Here is a 17,297-nt window from a genome sequence, read left to right on the forward strand (position 1 = left end):
GCGCCATGTACCGCTCACCCATCTAGCCAGAGGAGTCGCCCGTGAGCCCGATATCTTCGCAGATCTCCGCCGCCCAGCACGCACTCGATACCGAGCCGCAGTACATCGATGCGCCCCTGTCGGCGGCCGCCGCGTTCCTCGTCCTCGTCGTCAAGGACGATGCCGCGTCGATCGCCACCGCCCGCTCCGTGGTCGCCAGCATCGACGACCTCGTCAAGAACGTCAGGATCCGGGCCAATCAGGCCGTGTTCACCTGCAACGTCGGGATTTCGCATCGCGTGTGGGGGCCGCTCACCGGGAAACCCGCGCCCAGCGAATTCGCGCCGTTCCGGGAAGTGCGAGGCGCCACGCACACGGCGGTGGCCACAGCGGGCGATCTGCTGTATCACATCCGTGCCGACTCCACGGACCTGATCATCGAGTTCGAGAAGATTCTGCTCGAGGCCTTCGGCGACTCCGTCACCGCAGTCGACGACGTGGCCGGCTTTCGCTACTTCGACGGACGCGACCTGCTCGAGTTCATCGACGGTACTGCGAACCCCGACGGCCTCAGCCTGCCCGCCGCGACGATCGTGGGCGACGAAGATCCGGCCTACGCCGGCGGCAGCTACGTCGTGATCCAGAAGTATCTGCACGACCTCGCGGCCTGGCGCGCGCAGACCGTGGAGGCTCAGGAGGCGATCATCGGGCGCACCAAGTTCGACAACGTCGAGTTGCCGGACGCAACAGAAGGCCAGAAGTCGCACAAGACGCTCTGCACGATCGAAGACGCCGACGGCGAGCACGACATCCTGCGCGACAACATGCCGTTCGCGATCCCCGGCCGCGGCGAGTACGGCACCTACTTTATCGGCTATTCACGTCATCTCTGGGTGATCGAGAAGATGCTGGAACGGATGTTCATCGGCAATCCTCCGCCGCTGCACGACCGGATCCTGGACTTCTCGAAGGCCGTCGCCGGCGTGACCTTCTTCGCGCCGGCCCGCAAGTTCCTGAGCGACCTGGGCGATTGACGGAGCGTTCATGTACAGAGACTATTTGTTCTACTGAGAGAACGCGCGCCAACAAGCTTACGGAGGCAACATGGCACCTGATCGAATCATGTTTATCCGGCATGCGGAGAAACCCGACGCCAGCGCGGGTCTCGGGATCGAAGCGGACGGCAAGGCCGACGAGGAAAGTCTGGCGGTTCGCGGCTGGCAGCGTGCCGGCGCGTTGGCACGATTCTTCTGTCCGATCGACGAGACGCGTGCCGAGCGTCTCACGCCGGCCACAATATTCGCCGCGGGAAGCGGTCCCGCCAGTAAGAGCAAGCGCTCGATGCAGACCGTGACGCCGCTCGTTGCGCTGCTGCGGCAAACATCGCAGGTGAACTACATCGCGACATACCTGAAGGACGATGGGGCTGCGCTCATGACGGATGTGCTGACGCAACGCGGCATCGTGCTGATCGCGTGGGAGCACAAAGTACTGCCATCGCTGATCGGACACGTGCCCGGCGCGCCCGCGGTTCCTGCTGCATGGCCGGATGAGCGCTTCGACATGGTCTGGATACTCGAGCGCGCAGAGGGCCGATGGTCATTCTCGCAACGTCCGCAACTGCTGCTCGCGGGCGATCGTGCCGAGCCGATCAGGTAGCCCTGCCGGTGTGAGCGAAAACGTCGCCGCGGCGGCTCGTCAGTCCGCGATGCCAGCGATACCCGAAGGCTTGCTCCCGATTAACTCGCTCAGTGCGTCGCTCACGGTTTCCAGCAGCACAAAGCGCAACTGGTTTCGTGCATCGACGGGGATGTCCTCGAGGTCCGGGGCATTACGCGCCGGCAGCAGTACTGTACCGATACCGGCGCGCAACGCGGCCAGCACCTTTTCCTTGATACCGCCCACCGGCAGAACGACACCACGCAGACTGATCTCGCCCGTCACCGCGCAATCGCTGCGCACGGCTCGGCCCATCAGCAGCGATGCAATTGCACTGAATATGGCCACCCCGGCACTGGGGCCGTCTTTCGGGACCGCGCCGGCCGGCACGTGGACATGAATGTCGCGCTTGTCGAAGGCCGTACAGTCGATATGCAACGCCTCGCATTGCGACTTGACCAGGGTCAGCGCGGCTTGGGCACTTTCCTTCATCACGTCGCCCAACTGGCCGGTCAGCACCAGCCGGCCCCCGCCGGGCGTGCTGCTGGCTTCGATGAAAAGCAGTTCGCCGCCAACAGGTGTCCATGCCAGGCCGGTCACCACGCCGGGCAAACTGGTGCGCATCGCCATCTCGCGCTCAAAGCGGTGATGCCCCAATATCGACGCCAAACGATCGGGTTCGATCCGTTCACGCGTGGCCGGGTCCTCGGCAACGCGCAACGCAACAGAGCGGAATACCGAGCCGATCTGCCGCTCCAGGCTGCGCACGCCTGCTTCGCGTGTGTAGTCGCGGATGATGGCGCGCAGCGCCTCGTCGCTCAGTTCGCATTGTGCGGGGGTCAGCCCGCACGCCTCCAACTCGCGTGGAACCAGAAAGCGCCGGGCGATCTGAAACTTCTCGGCCTCGGTATAGCCGGGTAAATCGAGAATTTCGAGGCGGTCCCTCAATGGCCCGGGAATACCTTCGAGCTGATTGGCCGTGGCAACGAACACGACGGCGGAGAGGTCGAACGGCACCCCCAGGTAATTGTCCCGGAAGGTGGCGTTCTGCTCGGGGTCCAGAACCTCGAGCATCGCCGCGCCCGGGTCGCCATGCACGCCATGGCCGAGCTTGTCGAGTTCGTCCAGCAGCATGACGCAATTGCGCGCCCCCGCTTTGCGGATCGCCTGGACGATATTGCCGGGCATGGCGCCGATATACGTGCGCCGGTGGCCACGGATTTCCGATTCGTCATGCACGCCGCCGAGACTCACCCGTACGAACGGCCGCGCGAGTGCCTGCGCAATGCTCTGTCCCAGTGATGTCTTGCCCACGCCAGGCGGGCCGAGAAAGCAAAGAATGGGCGCCTTGCCTTGGGGATTGAGCTTTCTGACGCCGAGATACTCGAGGATGCGGCGCTTGACCTTTTCCAAGCCGAAATGCGCGTCGTCGAGAATCTGCCTTGCACGGGCAATGTCGATCGGCGCCTCCGGCGCAAGCGCCCAGGGCAGTTCGGTCAGCCATTCGAGGTAGCTCACGCTGATCGAATATTCCGACGATGCCTCCGGCATCCGTTCCAGCCGGCCGAGTTCCTTGCGGGCATGCGCTTCGACATCCGGCGGCATATGCGCGGCGTCAATCGCCTCGGCCAGCTTGCGGGCTTCTTCGCGGCTTTCGACGTTCTCGCCGAGTTCCTGCTGGATGGTCCTCAACTGCTCGCGCAGCATCATCTCGCGTTGGCGCTGATCGATCCGGCCGCGTGTCTGCTCGCCGATTTCCTGCGACAGGCGCAGAACTTCGATCCGGCCGGCGACGGCGTCGAGCACCTTGTCCAGCCGTTTGCAGAGGTCGAGCGTTTCGAGGATCTCCTGCTTACGGCCCGGCGGGATTTCGAGCAGGCCGGCAACGGTGTCGGCGAGCAGGCCAGGCGACTCGATCGCATCCAGGGCCCGCACAAGCTCGCCTCCGGCATTGGGCAGCAGCCCGATCATTTCCCCCGCGCGCTGCCTCAGCACCAGCGTGCGCGCGTCGATAGCGGAGTCGCGAAGCGTGGTATCGGGCAGCATTTCCACCTTGGCGGCCCTGAACCCGAGACCCGCCACCGGCGCGACCAGCCGGAAGCGCTCTACCCCCTGGCATATCAGGTGATGTGCACCGTCCTCCGGACTGGTGATGTAGCGCAGCACGTTGGCGACGGTGCCGATCGTGTTGAGACCGTCGAAGGACGGGTCCTGCACCTGCGGATCGCGTTGCAGCACGATGCCCAGGGGCTGCTGGCGTTTCATCGCAGCTTGCACGTCTTCCTTGGTCTGCCCACGCCCCGCCATGAGCGGCAACACCATACCCGGAAACAACACGGCATTGCGCACCGGTAGCAGGATCAGGCTGTCCTTGGGGAGTGCGGGCATAGGCTCCGCTTCCGGGCTCGCCGGATTGGTCTCAGGGGCCACACTGTCACTGTCCGTGCTCATCTTCGCTCCTCAAACCGCCCGAGCCTGCCGGGCTCAATCCAGCCTCTCGAAGTCCAGCAACAGGCAACCATGTTCGAAATCGCGCCGTGCCAGGCGATAGTGCCCGGCCGGAAGCCGGATGTGTCGCTCGAAGCGGCCATACGGAATTTCCAGGCAGTGGATCACGCCCCCCGCGAAGGCCCGAGGCATGGTTCGCTCAGCCGCGATGATCAGCATCGCGCCTTCGAGGTCCAGGCTCAAGCTATCGGGCGACACGCCCGGCAGTGCGACCACGATCGCCAGCCGGCCGTCCTGCTCGTACACCTCGATGGGCGGCTCCCATACCGGCGCCCGCGCACGCTGCCCCGCTAAACGAAAGAACTGGCGATGCATGCGCTCGGCGCGCTCGAGTGCGTCGACGGCGGTTTCCCACATCATGGTATGGCGGGTGAAGGTCACGGCTGGCTCCCTGCCTGTTCTGTCAGCCCAACGCTGGCTGTCCATTTATCAAAGGCCAAGCCCGCACGCGTGTCAAGTCAGCACAGACGAATGCAGCGAACGCGAGGCGCTGTGCCGGAACTGCGCGTCGCGCGCCCGGGCCGGTAACACCGCACGTGACAGCACTCGCTGCGTGTCCGAACCATGCTATCCATTCGTTGTGGTTTGGGCTTTGGACAGCGCCTCCACCAGCTTCAATTCGTCATCCAGCGAAAGATTGGTGTAGAGCACAGTCCCGCCCAGTTTCGCGAGATCGGCTTCCACTTTATCCAGCGTCACATCCTTAAGCAGCGCAAACAGCGCGGCCGCACCAGGCTGTATTTTTTGCTCCAGCGACTTCATGAAATTGTCATTGACACCGTGCTCGCTCAATTTGCCCGCCAATGCCCCGGATGCCGATCCCACCGCGGCGCCCAGCAACGGATTGAGAAACAGCCAACCGATCAGGCCGCCCCAGAATGCCCCTCTCAGCGCACCTGCCGCGGTTGGGTTTACCGTCTGATGTAATTTGATTTTGCCGTCGGCCGTGCGCTCAACGACGACCGCATCCTGCAGTTGCAAAAGGTATTCGCTTTGCAGTGTCTGCAACTCCTTCAATGCCTCTTCTGCAACCGCCAAGTCCTGGTAGGTAATCGCAATCAACGTAGACATGACATGGCCTCAACAGAGTGGAAGGTGGTGATCAGAACGTGAATTCGGAGATGACAGCTACGCCATCCGCGCCTCAGGCCGGCGGGTCCAGAAGTCGAGGTTGGACCCGTTGATTATAGTCAGGATGAACGCGGGCAATAGAGACCGAAATGTCGATGTACTTATCAATTCGCCCGATAGTTACTATCGTTTTCAACGCCTATTGATGCGAGCCGCTAATCGCGGCGAGAATGTCAGACAGCTAGCTCTCTCTGGTGTGGCCATACTCGTTTCATCGTCCCGATGCCCGCCCTTTCTCTGACTCCCGCCGAGCGCGCCGCGCTGCGCACCGAGGCGCAGGCGCTCAAGCCCGTCGTCCTGATCGGCGCCGAAGGGCTGACCGATGCTGTGCTCGCCGAAATCGACGTCCACCTCGCAGCGCACAATCTGATCAAGATCCGCGTGTCGGACGACGACCGCGGCGCACGCGATGCAATCTGCGAGCAGATTTGCGGCTGCCTCGATGCCGCCCCAATCCAGCATATCGGCAAGCTGCTGGTGATCTGGAAACCTGAAGCGAGCGAGTCCGATGCCATGCGCGGCGTGCATGGCGTCCGCGCGGATACCGGCGTGGCGAGGAAAGGTGCTGCGCCGCGCGTCGTCAAGGTCGTCAAGCGCTCGCCCAATGCACCGGCGATACGCCGTTCGAAGCGTCGAAAACTGCTGGTCCGCGGCAACGAGCGCGTGACCGCGGGCGGCAACGTCAAACGTGCGAAGAAACGCCAGACGAGCGCGAAGCGCCAGAGTCAGGGCCACAAATAATCCGCACGCCGATGGCCCGCGAAGCATGTGCAAACCAATCTCGTGCGCATTGCACTGGTACTTCCTTTCGAGCAGTATTCATGCGTGACGCCAGTGCACTTCATCCGAAAGGCAACCTGTAACGCATGAATTTTTTCATGAGAGGTACTTTACGATGACCCAACAATTGATCGTCGCGGTTTTCAGCAACGTCACCGATGCGGAAAAAGCTGCCGCGGATTTCCGGACACTCGAGGGAGAAGACGCGAACTTCAAGATCGACAGCGGCGTGATGGTTCAAAAAGACCTGGCCGGAAAAGTGAGCCTGCTCGGCACGAAGACACAGCCATTCTGGGGCGTTGTAATCGGTGCCATAACGGGCGGCCTGATTGGCATGCTCGGTGGACCGTCCGGCGCCCTGCTCGGTTTCACGATAGGGGCGAGTACCGGGTTAGCCGGCGTTGCGCTCGTCGACATCCTGGATCATGAATTCGTCGACTCCGTCAGCGGCGACTTCGCGCCGGGATCGTTTGCAATCATTCTCGAGGCTCGCGAAGCGACGCCTGCAGCGCTCGACAAAGTCGTTGCCGCTCATCATGGAATCGTCTACCGCAAGCCACTAGGTGCGTGAACCGGGCAAGCGCAGTGCACCGGCCTGATAGGGTTCTGGATTGACGCATCGGACATTAAACCGTCCACGCGGCCTGTTATGATCGCATCCGTTCCGGATTGATGAAAATGACCCAGACACTCGACGAAGGAGAGGTGGCATGAGCGGCTTGCGAACCATAATGAGTCTGTCGATCGTATACGTGTGTTTGCTGGCCGGCTGCACGTCGACAATGGCGCAGCAGATTAAACCCGAGGACGTATCGGACTTCAAACCGGGCGTAACGACCGAGCAGCAAGTGCTTGCGAGATTGGGCACGCCGTCGTCAAGCTCCATCCTGCAAAATGGATCGACGTTCCTGGTGTATGCATCCACCGAGGCACGGCCGCTTTCGGCGCTTTTTCTTTCGAACCTGAATCCGACAGTGGGCGGCAACAATGCCGCGCCTACCGCCACGATCAGTTTCGAGTTCGGGCCGGACGGCATATTGCGGGACTCACATACCGTTTCTTCGGGCTTCGCTCCGCAGACGCCCCGGCAGCCATAAGTAAACGGGCGCGGGGCGCTCATCCGCCTTCAGTTGATTGCTGCCGCGCGTCGCGCCCCCCGACCGAAGCTTGTTCCAGCCACCCTGGCTGACAAAGCACCGGCGCTCGCAGCCGATGCGGCAAAAGCGGATCGGGAAACCTTCTGAGCGAAAAACGGCGGCGGCACACTAAGTTTGCGGCGCTTGCCAGCCTAAGCCGAGGCTTTTCTGCAGCGACACAAAGTCCTTCAGCAACTCGGCCTGCCCGGCCACGACGTTCTGCTGCGCGGTGAATTCCGTGCGTTGCGTATCGAGCAGATCGATCAATGTAGCGACGCCCGCGGAATAGCGCTGCCGCATCAGCGTGGCCGAGTGCGTTGCGGATGCCTCCACCTTTTGCAACGCGACGACGTGCTCACGCTGATGCCCATAACGCGAGAGCGATGAATTCGCGTCCTGCAACGCGCCGAGCACCGCTTTGGTATAACGCGCCTCGGCTTCGTCTCGCGATGCTTCAGCCGCGTGCACGCTGCCCAGCGTGCGCCCAAAATCGAGCGCATTCCATTGCAAATAGGGCGCACCGATCCAACTGAAATTGTTCTTGCGCACGAGGTGGCCCGGATCGCCCGCGCTAAAGCCGATATCGCCGAGCAACGTCACCTTCGGGAAAAAATCGGCGATGTGTTCACCGATCTGCGCATTGCTCGATGCAAGACGCCGTTCCGCCGCACGAATGTCGGGGCGCTGTTGCAGCATCACCGACGGATCGCCGACGGCGACCGTCTCCGGCAACACCGGCAGCGGCCGCGCGGCGGCAAGCTGTGCGTCCAGCGCGCCCGGTTCACGGCCGGTGAGCACGGCCAGGCGGTCGAGCGAATCGGTGAGTTGGGCATCCAGTGGAATCAACGTCGCGCGCGTATTCTCGACCTGCGTGCTCAGGCGTTCGACATCGATGTCCGCCGCCGTACCGCGTTCACGCCGCTGCTGCGTGAGCGTCAACATCTTCTGCTCGGTTTCCGCCTGACGCCGTGCGAGTTCAAGCCGCGTCTGCTGATCGCGTAGTTCCACGTAGGTCTGCGCAACCTCGGCTGCGAGCGATACCTGGGTGTCCGCAAGATCGGCGTCGACTGCTTGCGCATCCGCCGACGCCGCTTCGATCGCGCGCCGTGTGCCGCCAAACAGGTCGATTTCCCACGTGGCGTCGAATCCCGCGGTATAGAGCTGCAGCGGACCGCGCCCCGTCGAAGAGCCACTTCCGCCTGAGGAGCTCCCCGAACTGAGCGAACTCAGATCAGGCTCGCGCATGCGCACCGCGGCGACTGCGCCTGACACCTTCGGCAACTCGTTCGCACGTTGCACCTGCAATTGCGAACGCGATTCCCGCAGCCGCGCCTGTGCGATATGCACGTCGGGACTGTGCGCAAAGGCGGCGGCAATCAGATCGTTCAACTGCGGGTCGTTGAACGCGAGCCACCACTGGTTCGGCGCGCGCGTTGCAGCCATGCCGGAGGCCGGCGTACGCACGAAGGTCGTACTGTTGCGGGCGTCCTGTGCAACCACGGGCGCGCCGTGATAATCCGGGCCGACCGTGCAAGCCGACAAGGCGGACAGAAGCGCGGCGGCAGTCAGGGCGAAACACGAGGGACGAATAAACATCATGTTGGAATAAGACATTAGTGTCCGGCAGACGAAGGCGACGGCGCATTGCGGCGCGGCGTTTTCAGAAACAGCGCAAGCGGAATGCAGGCGAGCAGCGCGATGCCGAGCAGATAGAAGGTTTCCGAATAGGTCATCACGACGGCCTGCTGCTGGATTTGTGCCCCGAGTTGCCCAAGCGCGCGCATCTGCGAGTACGCCATGTCGCCCGTGTGGGCGAACCAGTTCGCCGCGCTCCCCGCCAGGCTCTCCTGGCCGATCAGCGAATTGGCGCTGACGGACTCGCGGATCATCGCGGTATGAAACGTGGTGCGCCGGTCGATCACGGTGCCGATGATCGCGAGGCCGATCGACCCGCCGAGGTTGCGCGCCATGTTGTACAGACCGGCGGCGTCGCCGGAATCTTCGCGCGATACGGCCGCCATCGACGCCTGATTGAGCGGCATCATCGCGAGCATCTGCGCGGTGCCGCGTATCAGTTGCGACCAGACGAAATCGTGTCCGACGCTCTGCGCGGTCAGGCTGATGTCGATCATGCAACTGATCGCGTACAACACCAGCCCAGTGATCACCAGCACGCGGAAATCGACTTTGCCAAGCAGACGCGGCAGGATCGGCATGATCATGAAAGCGGGCAGCCCGGAAAGCAGCATGATCGCGCCGGACTGTTCCGCGTTGTAGCCCGCCACCACGCCGAGAAATTGCGGCACCAGATACGACACGCCGTACAGCGCCGCGCCGACCGCGGACACAATCACAATCACGCTCGCGTAATTCGGGTTGCGCATCAGGCTCAGGCGCACGATCGGCTTCTTCGCGGTCATTTGCGAAGCGGCGATCAGGAGCATGCCGAAGACCGACAAGCTGGTGAGCGCGACGATCATCGAGGATTCGAACCAGCGCTCGCGCTGACCTTCCTCGAGCACGACGGTCAGCGAACTCAGACCGATCGCGAGGCCGACGATGCCGAGCCAGTCCGCCTTGAGAAACGCCTCCCAGTGCGGCCGGTCCGACGGCAGACCGACGATCAACAGCGTCATCAGCGCCAGACAGATCGGCAGATTCATGAAGAAGCACCAGCTCCAGCTAATGTTCTCCGCGAGCCAGCCGCCGACCACCGGCCCGAGCAGCGGTCCGAGCAAGACGATCAGGCCGAACATGGTCATGCCGACCGGCAACTGCGATAGCGGCAGGCGCGTACGGATGATGGTCTGCGCCGTTGGAATCAGCGCGCCGCCGGTGAAACCCTGGCCGATGCGGCCGGCGATCATCATGGGTAAGGTGTGCGACCAGCCGCACATCATTGAAAACGCGATGAACAGCGCGGAATTCGCCAGCAGGAAATTGCGCAGGCCGAACACGCGCGTGAGCCATGCCGCAAGCGGAATCATCACGATTTCCGACATCAGATAGCCGGTTGAAATCCACGTGCCTTCCGTGCCGGTAGCGCCGATTTCGCCCTGAATCTGCGGCAGCGCGGAGTTCGTGATCGAGATGTCGAGCGTCGCCATCAAGGCGCCTAGCGCGCCTGCCGCGACGGCGATCCAGTCACCTACGCTGGCACGCTCTTCGGCGTGCGGTGCGGCCGGGTTCGCGGACGTAGCGTTGCCCGGTTCAGCCACGATGATTCTCGGCATCAATGCGTGAGTCACGATCGCGCGCGGAACGCGTGTCGACATCCACGGTTACCGAGAGTCCCGGCAGGAGCACGCTGCGGGTCTCCGCACCCGTATCGATGCGAATCCGCACGGGCACGCGCTGCACGATCTTCGTGAAGTTGCCGGTGGCGTTCTCCGGCGGCAGCAACGCGAATTGCGAGCCCGTGCCGGGTGAGAAACTGTCGATCACGCCATGCAGCGTATGACCGGGCAACGCGTCGACGTGCAATTCCACCGGCTGGCCGACACGCATCCGGCCCACTTGCGTTTCCTTGAAATTGGCCAGCAGATAGGTGTTCTGCACCGGCACGACCGTCAGCATCCGCGTGCCGGGCTGCACGTACTGACCCACCCGCACGGTGCGATCGCCGACCTTGCCGCCGAGCACGCTGCGCACCACGGTGTTGTCGAGATCGAGTTGCGATTGCTGCGCGCTTGCCTCGGCCGCTTCAAGTTGTGCGCGTGCCTGCGCGAGCTGCGCGGTGGCCGAGCCGATCTGCGAGCGCGCGGCGGCGACCGCTGCGGCGTTTGCGGCAAGCGTGGCGTTTGCCTGATCACGGCTGCTGGTCAGTTCCGCCAGCCGTTCACTCGTTTCGGCGCCGGTTGCGACGAGCGGCGCATAGCGCCGCACTTCGTCGCTCGCATGGTGGGCGTTCACTTGCGCGACCTGCTGCTGTGCCTGTGCCTGCGCGATATTGGACTGCTGCTGCTTGATGTCCGCCTGCGCGCGTTCGATATCGGCCTTGCGCGCATCGATCGTGGCCCGCGCCTGGTCGAGCGCGACCTGATACTGGCGGGCGTCGAGATGCACCAGCGGGTCGCCGGGCTTCACGACCTGGTTGTCCGCGACGTAAACCTCCGTGACGTAGCCGGCGATCTTGGGCGCGACCGTGACGCTGTCGGCCTGCAAATAGGCGTCGTCGGTGGATTCGATAAAGCGCCCCACCGTCCACCAGCGGGCGAACCAGACGGCCCCGACAATCAGCGCGACGATGCCGAGCGCGAGCAGCACCGTTCGCCGGCTGGGACGCCTGGCATTTGATGCCGGCGTATCTTCTGCCGGTAGCGGACGGGAGGGAGAACCTGCGGTGGTTGACATCTTGTTAGTCCAATTATTTCTGTCCGGCAAAATTATTCCAGTTGGTACAATTGTGTCAAGTGATATATTTCGGAAGAAATCCTCCCAGAGGTTCTGGCCGAGGCGCCCTTCCCCACAAAGACTTACTAAGGGGCGCTCCCGTCAAAGAAATGCCTTTGGGGCGCAACGAAAAGAAACGCGGAGAGCAATGCATGAACACCGCAAAGAGGCTGCGCCGTCCGCCGGAAGGCGGCTATGCGCGCGGCGACGAGACGCGTCGGCGAATCATCGAAGCGGCGGTAGAACTGTTCGGCGAACATGGTTTTGAAGGCGCTTCGACGCGCGACATCGCGGCTCTCGCGGGCGTCAACGCACCCGCGCTGCAGTATTACTTCGAGAACAAGGAAGGGGTGTATCGCGCGTGCGTCGAAGCGCTCGCCGACGATGCGTGGAAGACCTTCGGGCCAGCTATCGCGGATGCGCAGGAAGCATTGCGTGAAAACGCCGGCACCGCGGCGCTGATCGACGCCTACATCCGCATTCAGGGAGCGGTCGCGGACGGCGTTTTCGCGAAAGGCGAGAATCGCGGCCGGCGGCTTTTCTTCGCGCGCGAGCAGGCCGGACAGGAACCCGAAAGCGCGACGCGGATTCTGGCGAGCCGGATCCGTCAGCCGCTCACCAATGCAACCGCAGCGCTCGTCGCGCGAATTTCCGGGCGCGCCGCCGATGATCCGGTCACGCTGATCCGCAACTTCAGCCTGCATGGGCAACTGGTGATTTTCCACGTCGCGCAACGCTCAACGCTGTCGATGCTCGGCTGGAAAAGCATGGACGCGGAGAACATGGAACAGATCAAGTCGACCATCCGCGACCAGACGCGCATATTGCTCGAACAATGGAGCCGGGAACGTGACGAGGGGTGTGCCGCTGCCGTGGCTCGCACGGTGAAGGAAAAGCCACGCAAGCAGCCGTGATCCCCAAACACCGCGATCAAGGCGGCATTCGTGGTCCTGACGAGAAAGGGTCTAGGTGGACTTACCTTCGAACCGCTGTCGCGCGAATGCACTCCATGAAAAGGCTTAGCCCATCCGTGACTCACTCCGATTCGCTTCAAGGTCTTTCCGATATCCTGGCGCCGGGTTTATCAGTGGTGTTTTGCGGCATCAATCCGGGTCTCCGTGCGGCGTCGACCGGCCGGCACTTTGCCGGCAGAGGCAATCGGTTCTGGCGGACCCTTCATCTGGCCGGTTTTACGCCTGGACAGATCGATCCTCAAGACGATCGCACAATCCTGCAGTACGGCTGTGGGCTGACCACCGTGGTCTCGCGGCCGACCGCACGAGCGGACGAACTGTCGCAAGGGGAATTCAAAGCCGCCGCGATCGAATTCGAGCGGAAGATCGAAGGATATGCGCCGCACTGCGTTGCCTTCCTCGGCAAGATGGCGCTCAGCGCGATGTCGGGCACGCGCGACATCGACTGGGGTCCGCAACCGGCATTATTCGGCGGCGCCCGCGTATGGGTGTTGCCCAATCCCAGCGGCCTGAACCGGACATTTAGCCTTGACGCGCTGGTGACGGCCTATCGGGAACTCCGTCTGGCCCTGGCGCCGGCCGAAGCAGGTCTGCGCGATGTTCCGCGTCAGTGAGATCTGCCCCGTTTATCAAACTGAAGATGGTCAGTTCTGGCGCGACGCTTTGGCCCGGTCAAAGAATCCGAACAGAAGCGCCGCAATCGTGAACCCCAATACCACGATGCAAACGCCACTCCATCCGGCCCACGCCCAGGCCGCCCCCGATAGCAACGCACCGAGCGCGCCGCCGATAAAGAAAATACCCACGAAGAGCGCATTCAATCGGCCGCGCGCCGCCGGGTTGATGAGATTGATCGCGCGCCGTCCGAGCGTTTGATCGGTGATCAGACCCGCGTCGAGCGCTGCCGCGCCGGCAACTAGCAGCGCGAGTGCGAGACCGGGATGCGTGGTGACCGGGAATCCGCCCCAGCCCGCACCGGCCGCGCCCATGACGAGCACAGCCGCAATCATCAACAGATGCGCGATCAGTTGTGTGATGCGCTGCGCCCCGCGATCGCCGAGATAACCGGCGAGTGGCGTGACGATCGCCCCGCTCGCACCCGCCAGTGCAAACCCGGCGATGCCGTGCATGCCGAGCGAGAACGGCGGCTGCGCCAGCAACAAGGCGATGGCGGTCCAGAACGCGCTGAACGCGCCAAGCCCGAGCGCCGCCAGCGTGGCGCGGCGTTGCAGGATGGGTTCGGTGCGCAGCAGCGTCCACAGGGAGCGCAGCAACGCTGGATAACGGGCCGTTGCGAGCGGCCGGTGGGTCGGCAACTGGGTGTACAGGACCACGGCAAGCAGCGCGTCGGCGCACGCCTCGATGCCGAAGAACGCGCGCCAGCCGAACGATCCCGCGATCACACTGGCAAGTGGGCGTGACAACAGAATCCCGATCATCAGCCCGCTCATCACGTTGCCGATTGCCCGCCCACGTCCGTGTTCAGGCGCCATCGACGCCGCCATCGGCACGAGCATCTGAATCACGCTCGACGTCGCGCCCGCCAGCGACACCGACAGGAGAAACAGCCAACCCGACCGGGCGAGCGCCGCAATGCCGAGAAACACCGCACAGCACATCAGCGTCCGAAAAATAAGCTTGCGGTTCTCGAGCAGATCGCACAACGGCACGAGCAGAAGCAGCCCGGCCGCGTAGCCCAACTGCGGCAGCATGGCGATCAGGCCGGCGAGTTCGGGCGGCAGGTTCAGCGCGCGGCTGACGGGCCCCGTCAATGGTTGCGCCGCCGTCAGGTTCACGATGATCAATCCGACCGCCGCCGCGAAAAACAGCGTGAGCGGCGCGGTCAGGCCGGCAGCCGGCGCCGGCGAAGGTACGGTCGCGGCAGACAAGGGAGGCAAGGGCCGCGCAGGCGTCTCGGCAGGTTGATTCATCGTTCCACTCCGGTTGAATTAGCTCCGGCTTATCGTACGGATGACGATGTTATGCGACAATTGAAATATGTCGATAATCTTTATGCGAGTTAGTTATGAACACGCGTGACTTGCAGGCTTTCGTGGCGGTGGTCGAAAGCGGATCGATGGTGCGGGCGGCGGAGAAGCTGTTTCTCACGCAGCCTGGGCTCACGCGCCGCGTTCAGAATCTGGAGACCATGCTCGGCGCGGAGCTGCTGGACCGCCAGAGCAAACCGCTCAAGCCGACCGCGGCGGGCAATGAGGTGTACGGTCTGGCGCGCACGGTACTGCGCGCCGTCGACGACCTGATGGCCGTGGCGTCGCCCGATAGCGAATCGACCGGAGAGTTGAGAATCGGCGTCCCACCGTTTCTATCCGAACTCGCGCTCGAACGGCCCGTCGACCGTTTGCGTAGTGCCTTTCCGAAGCTGACGCTGCGCGTGACCGCCGGCTGGTCGCCGGGCTTGTTGCAGAACGTGGAGCGTGGCGCCGTGGATGCGGCCGTCGTGTTGTTACCCGTCGGCATTCCCCTGCCCGAAGCGATGACGGCCGCGCGACTCGGCGACAAACGGGCCATCGTTGTGGCGCCGCGTTCTTTCGGCTTGACCGACGAACCGACGACGCTCGCCGAGCTTTCGCGTCATCCATGGGTGTTGAACCAGGACGGCTGCGGGATGCGGTCCGCGCTGAGTCGGGCGATGTCGTCGGCCGGCTTGCAGTTCAACGTCGCGGTCGAGGCGTTTGGGTCCGAGTTGCAGCTTTCGCTGGTGGCCCGGGGCATGGGCATCGGGCTCGCCGTGCCGGAAATGCTGGAGCGCAGCGCCTACCGTGAATCGCTGCAGCGCATCGACGTGACGGACTTCCACAACGTGCTCAACGTGTGGCTCGTGCACGGCATGCTGCCCGGTCGCCTGGTGCGGCCCGTTGCGTTGATGCGCGACGCGCTTGTGGAGAAAATGGAGAGCGATCTGGAGCGCAGCGCGTAGCCGCTCAGCCTCGCTCTGTCCGGGCGGGTCTGGTTCCGTCTATCCGGCCGCGCTAACGGAATCAGTTTGAACAGCCAGCAAATCCCGGCAATGCACGAGCGCGTCGCGCACTGACGCGCCACCGGCATGCGGGGCGGATTCAACAGTCTCGCCGCCAGGGAGCAACTGGACGAAGGCGATAAGTAGATTACGGAAACGACTTGGGAACGCGCCTGCGCAATCATTTCGGCGAAGGTGCCCGCGTACGGAAACGGGCGAAATCCTCCTCGACCCGGTCTGGCCGGTTGTCACACCTTTTGGGCCGGTTTCCTCACGCACTCTCCATGGACAAACTACGACTATGAGCACCCCTCAGGAAGAGTTCCAGCGTGATCCGTACGATTTTCTTTCGAATAATGTGGTTTATCCGAGCATAAACGTGCTTCGCCAGGAATATCTGCTTCCGGCTGTCGGCGGGGAAGCGTTCGTTATCAGGCCAGCGCCTGTCAGTCCCGTCACCGTGAAAAAAGTGCCGAACGCGAATTCAACGACAGGCGACGTCTTCGCGCTGGTCAGGGGTGGTAACAAAGACCCATTCGCCCTGCGCGCGTACTACTTGCCCTATATGCAGAATAAAACTTGCGGCGGCGTTCTGCACAAGAGCGCCGAGTGGATGTTTACCGCTGCAATGGACGGCTGCACGTTCGGCGCCGGCTCCGTCACTGCGGACGGCGTGTGTGCCTCGCCGTGCATGCCAATGCGGCAAGCGCGGGCCAAGGCGGCCGCGACGAACAGCGCAGACAGCAAGACGAACAGATCGCGACCACGTTCGGCAAACGTTCCGGCGACAAGTGGGAGTTTTTCGTGCTGAGATTTACCAGTAAAAAAGCCGGCGATGATCAGTTCGCGCGGGGCTACCTGCATAAAGGCATAATCGGCGCGACCAGTTGAACGGGAAACATCGATCTGTCACCCTCGGCGGCTACGGCCGGGGCACCGGGTCGCAGCCTGTTGATCGTTGAGAGTTTGCGGCTTGTAATCAGGTCGCGAAGCCCCACCCTTTCCGGTACTGCAAGCCGGATTCGGTGTTGTCCTTGAAGTACTTTGCATCCGTGCCCGGCGTCCAAACGTACCCGGTCTTCGCGCTATTTGGAACACCAATCCGTTTGCCATGGTCGGTCCACTTTTTCATCTTGTCGCCAAAGGCGGTAAAGAACTCGGCCGGCTTGCAGACGATGTTGGCCCACGGATCGATGATCCACTGGTCGTCACCCGCGTAGTCCATCGTCTTGATCGAACCGAACGCGGGCGTGCCCTTCATCAGGATGCAGAACTGGTGGTCTCCGGGATCGTCGATGATGGCGATCCATATGTTTAATTTCTTGCTTTGAAAGGCGAAACAGAGAAGCCATGTCATTTCGGCGCAATTGCCGCCTCGGAGTCCCTGCTTTTTAATAATTTCACCCATCTCAGCGGGAGTGGGCGGCCTCTGCAAGAGACTCGTTAGCAGCTGCCTCTTGCCTTGAATCGTCTGGCGTATCTCACCGGCAAGCGGCTGATTGGTATTTCTCCTGTCCGCTTGCCCTTCCTTTAATGTCAAACCCTCGGCCGGTGGTTCATCGTATCGCTTGTTATCCGACTTCTTGCCCGAATGCTCAGGGCCGTCGAAAAAAGCCCGAACCCATTTGTTCATAACGGTGGCGTTGCCCTTGGTGTACATGAAACCTCCCGTTTGTCATTCGTTCGCGGAGAGCCCCCGTCAGAGCCTGCTGGCGAGCCTGGCTTCGTCCTCCCGCCAGGTTACGAGGCAATCGTTTCCCA

At 62.8% G+C, this 17,297-nt stretch carries 17 protein-coding genes; 9 read left to right on the top strand and 8 right to left on the bottom strand.

The window, feature by feature from the left end:
* Positions 1-41 precede the first annotated feature (41 nt).
* Both HWX91_RS12485 and HWX91_RS12490 read left to right on the top strand, forming a co-directional pair.
* Positions 42-1,013, top strand: coding sequence for a Dyp-type peroxidase (locus HWX91_RS12485; protein WP_208459033.1), 972 nt, complete (start codon positions 42-44; stop codon positions 1,011-1,013).
* 70 nt (positions 1,014-1,083) lie between these two features.
* Positions 1,084-1,638 (top strand): hypothetical protein, encoded by a 555-nt coding sequence (locus HWX91_RS12490; RefSeq protein ID WP_028194052.1) that lies wholly within the window; start codon positions 1,084-1,086, stop codon positions 1,636-1,638.
* A gap of 39 nt (positions 1,639-1,677) precedes the next feature.
* Here the strand turns inward: HWX91_RS12490 and lon are convergent, their stop codons facing one another.
* From lon to HWX91_RS12505, 3 genes are all read right to left on the bottom strand, one after another.
* On the bottom strand, positions 1,678-4,089 hold the full coding sequence (gene lon / locus HWX91_RS12495) for an endopeptidase La (RefSeq protein ID WP_028194053.1): 2,412 nt from the start codon (positions 4,087-4,089) through the stop codon (positions 1,678-1,680).
* Between the two features lie 33 nt (positions 4,090-4,122).
* Positions 4,123-4,527: an Hsp20/alpha crystallin family protein gene (locus HWX91_RS12500; RefSeq protein WP_028194054.1), complete on the bottom strand. Its 405-nt coding sequence runs from the start codon at positions 4,525-4,527 to the stop codon at positions 4,123-4,125.
* Between the two features lie 186 nt (positions 4,528-4,713).
* Positions 4,714-5,217, bottom strand: coding sequence for a DUF1269 domain-containing protein (locus tag HWX91_RS12505; RefSeq protein ID WP_028194055.1), 504 nt, complete (start codon positions 5,215-5,217; stop codon positions 4,714-4,716).
* A gap of 282 nt (positions 5,218-5,499) precedes the next feature.
* On the opposite strand from HWX91_RS12505, the gene HWX91_RS12510 reads away from it, so the two are divergent.
* From HWX91_RS12510 to bamE, 3 genes are all read left to right on the top strand, one after another.
* Positions 5,500-6,018 (top strand): YhbY family RNA-binding protein, encoded by a 519-nt coding sequence (locus HWX91_RS12510; protein WP_028194056.1) that lies wholly within the window; start codon positions 5,500-5,502, stop codon positions 6,016-6,018.
* A 154-nt stretch (positions 6,019-6,172) separates the two neighbouring features.
* A complete protein-coding gene (locus HWX91_RS12515) occupies positions 6,173-6,628 on the top strand; it encodes a DUF1269 domain-containing protein (protein ID WP_028194057.1) in 456 nt (151 codons plus the stop codon).
* A gap of 139 nt (positions 6,629-6,767) precedes the next feature.
* Positions 6,768-7,154, top strand: a complete 387-nt coding sequence (bamE, locus tag HWX91_RS12520; RefSeq protein ID WP_052719745.1) for an outer membrane protein assembly factor BamE domain-containing protein — start codon at positions 6,768-6,770, stop codon at positions 7,152-7,154.
* Between the two features lie 168 nt (positions 7,155-7,322).
* Here bamE and HWX91_RS12525 read toward each other — a convergent pair whose 3' ends face one another.
* The 3 genes from HWX91_RS12525 to HWX91_RS12535 are packed head-to-tail and all read right to left on the bottom strand — an operon-like array spanning position 7,323 to position 11,546.
* Entirely contained in the window at positions 7,323-8,807 is a 1,485-nt protein-coding gene (locus HWX91_RS12525) for an efflux transporter outer membrane subunit (protein WP_375792408.1), read from the bottom strand.
* Complete coding sequence (locus HWX91_RS12530) at positions 8,807-10,426, bottom strand: MDR family MFS transporter (protein ID WP_042273612.1); 1,620 nt, start codon at positions 10,424-10,426, stop codon at positions 8,807-8,809. Before HWX91_RS12530 ends, HWX91_RS12525 begins: the two co-directional genes overlap by 1 nt.
* Positions 10,404-11,546 carry an HlyD family secretion protein gene (locus tag HWX91_RS12535; RefSeq protein ID WP_028194060.1) on the bottom strand — a complete coding sequence of 381 codons (1,143 nt, stop codon included), beginning with the start codon at positions 11,544-11,546 and terminating at the stop codon, positions 10,404-10,406. The genes HWX91_RS12530 and HWX91_RS12535 overlap by 23 nt, the downstream gene beginning before the upstream one ends.
* A 191-nt stretch (positions 11,547-11,737) precedes the next feature.
* Between HWX91_RS12535 and HWX91_RS12540 the strand changes: the two genes are divergently transcribed.
* Both HWX91_RS12540 and mug read left to right on the top strand, forming a co-directional pair.
* A complete protein-coding gene (locus tag HWX91_RS12540) occupies positions 11,738-12,499 on the top strand; it encodes a CerR family C-terminal domain-containing protein (protein WP_030099061.1) in 762 nt (253 codons plus the stop codon).
* A gap of 95 nt (positions 12,500-12,594) precedes the next feature.
* Positions 12,595-13,173 carry a G/U mismatch-specific DNA glycosylase gene (gene mug / locus HWX91_RS12545; RefSeq protein ID WP_042273616.1) on the top strand — a complete coding sequence of 193 codons (579 nt, stop codon included), beginning with the start codon at positions 12,595-12,597 and terminating at the stop codon, positions 13,171-13,173.
* A gap of 30 nt (positions 13,174-13,203) precedes the next feature.
* Here mug and HWX91_RS12550 read toward each other — a convergent pair whose 3' ends face one another.
* Positions 13,204-14,490, bottom strand: a complete 1,287-nt coding sequence (locus HWX91_RS12550) for an MFS transporter (protein ID WP_028194061.1) — start codon at positions 14,488-14,490, stop codon at positions 13,204-13,206.
* A 95-nt stretch (positions 14,491-14,585) separates the two neighbouring features.
* On the opposite strand from HWX91_RS12550, the gene HWX91_RS12555 reads away from it, so the two are divergent.
* Both HWX91_RS12555 and HWX91_RS12560 read left to right on the top strand, forming a co-directional pair.
* The gene (locus HWX91_RS12555; protein WP_028194062.1) at positions 14,586-15,497 is read left to right on the top strand and encodes a LysR family transcriptional regulator; all 912 of its coding nucleotides are present in this window, start codon (positions 14,586-14,588) and stop codon (positions 15,495-15,497) included.
* A gap of 340 nt (positions 15,498-15,837) precedes the next feature.
* On the top strand, positions 15,838-16,347 hold the full coding sequence (locus HWX91_RS12560; protein WP_127837969.1) for a hypothetical protein: 510 nt from the start codon (positions 15,838-15,840) through the stop codon (positions 16,345-16,347).
* Between the two features lie 168 nt (positions 16,348-16,515).
* Here the strand turns inward: HWX91_RS12560 and HWX91_RS12565 are convergent, their stop codons facing one another.
* A complete protein-coding gene (locus HWX91_RS12565; RefSeq protein WP_028194064.1) occupies positions 16,516-17,196 on the bottom strand; it encodes a hypothetical protein in 681 nt (226 codons plus the stop codon).
* Positions 17,197-17,297 lie beyond the last annotated feature (101 nt).

Source organism: Paraburkholderia fungorum (assembly GCF_902833645.1).
In the GTDB taxonomy this organism is placed as follows: Bacteria; Pseudomonadota; Gammaproteobacteria; order Burkholderiales; family Burkholderiaceae; genus Paraburkholderia; species Paraburkholderia fungorum.

Excerpts from the sequence above, each read along its gene's own strand:
- HWX91_RS12490 (WP_028194052.1), top strand. The coding sequence starts at position 1,084 with ATGGCACCTGATCGAATCATGTTTATCCGGCATGCGGAGAAACCCGAC.
- lon (WP_028194053.1), bottom strand. The coding sequence starts at position 4,089 with ATGAGCACGGACAGTGACAGTGTGGCCCCTGAGACCAATCCGGCGAGC.
- HWX91_RS12505 (WP_028194055.1), bottom strand. The coding sequence starts at position 5,217 with ATGTCTACGTTGATTGCGATTACCTACCAGGACTTGGCGGTTGCAGAA.
- HWX91_RS12510 (WP_028194056.1), top strand. The coding sequence starts at position 5,500 with ATGCCCGCCCTTTCTCTGACTCCCGCCGAGCGCGCCGCGCTGCGCACC.
- HWX91_RS12515 (WP_028194057.1), top strand. The coding sequence starts at position 6,173 with ATGACCCAACAATTGATCGTCGCGGTTTTCAGCAACGTCACCGATGCG.
- bamE (WP_052719745.1), top strand. The coding sequence starts at position 6,768 with ATGAGCGGCTTGCGAACCATAATGAGTCTGTCGATCGTATACGTGTGT.
- HWX91_RS12525 (WP_375792408.1), bottom strand. The coding sequence starts at position 8,807 with ATGTCTTATTCCAACATGATGTTTATTCGTCCCTCGTGTTTCGCCCTG.
- HWX91_RS12530 (WP_042273612.1), bottom strand. The coding sequence starts at position 10,426 with ATGCCGAGAATCATCGTGGCTGAACCGGGCAACGCTACGTCCGCGAAC.
- HWX91_RS12535 (WP_028194060.1), bottom strand. The coding sequence starts at position 11,546 with ATGTCAACCACCGCAGGTTCTCCCTCCCGTCCGCTACCGGCAGAAGAT.
- HWX91_RS12540 (WP_030099061.1), top strand. The coding sequence starts at position 11,738 with ATGAACACCGCAAAGAGGCTGCGCCGTCCGCCGGAAGGCGGCTATGCG.
- mug (WP_042273616.1), top strand. The coding sequence starts at position 12,595 with ATGAAAAGGCTTAGCCCATCCGTGACTCACTCCGATTCGCTTCAAGGT.
- HWX91_RS12550 (WP_028194061.1), bottom strand. The coding sequence starts at position 14,490 with ATGAATCAACCTGCCGAGACGCCTGCGCGGCCCTTGCCTCCCTTGTCT.
- HWX91_RS12555 (WP_028194062.1), top strand. The coding sequence starts at position 14,586 with ATGAACACGCGTGACTTGCAGGCTTTCGTGGCGGTGGTCGAAAGCGGA.
- HWX91_RS12560 (WP_127837969.1), top strand. The coding sequence starts at position 15,838 with ATGAGCACCCCTCAGGAAGAGTTCCAGCGTGATCCGTACGATTTTCTT.
- HWX91_RS12565 (WP_028194064.1), bottom strand. The coding sequence starts at position 17,196 with ATGTACACCAAGGGCAACGCCACCGTTATGAACAAATGGGTTCGGGCT.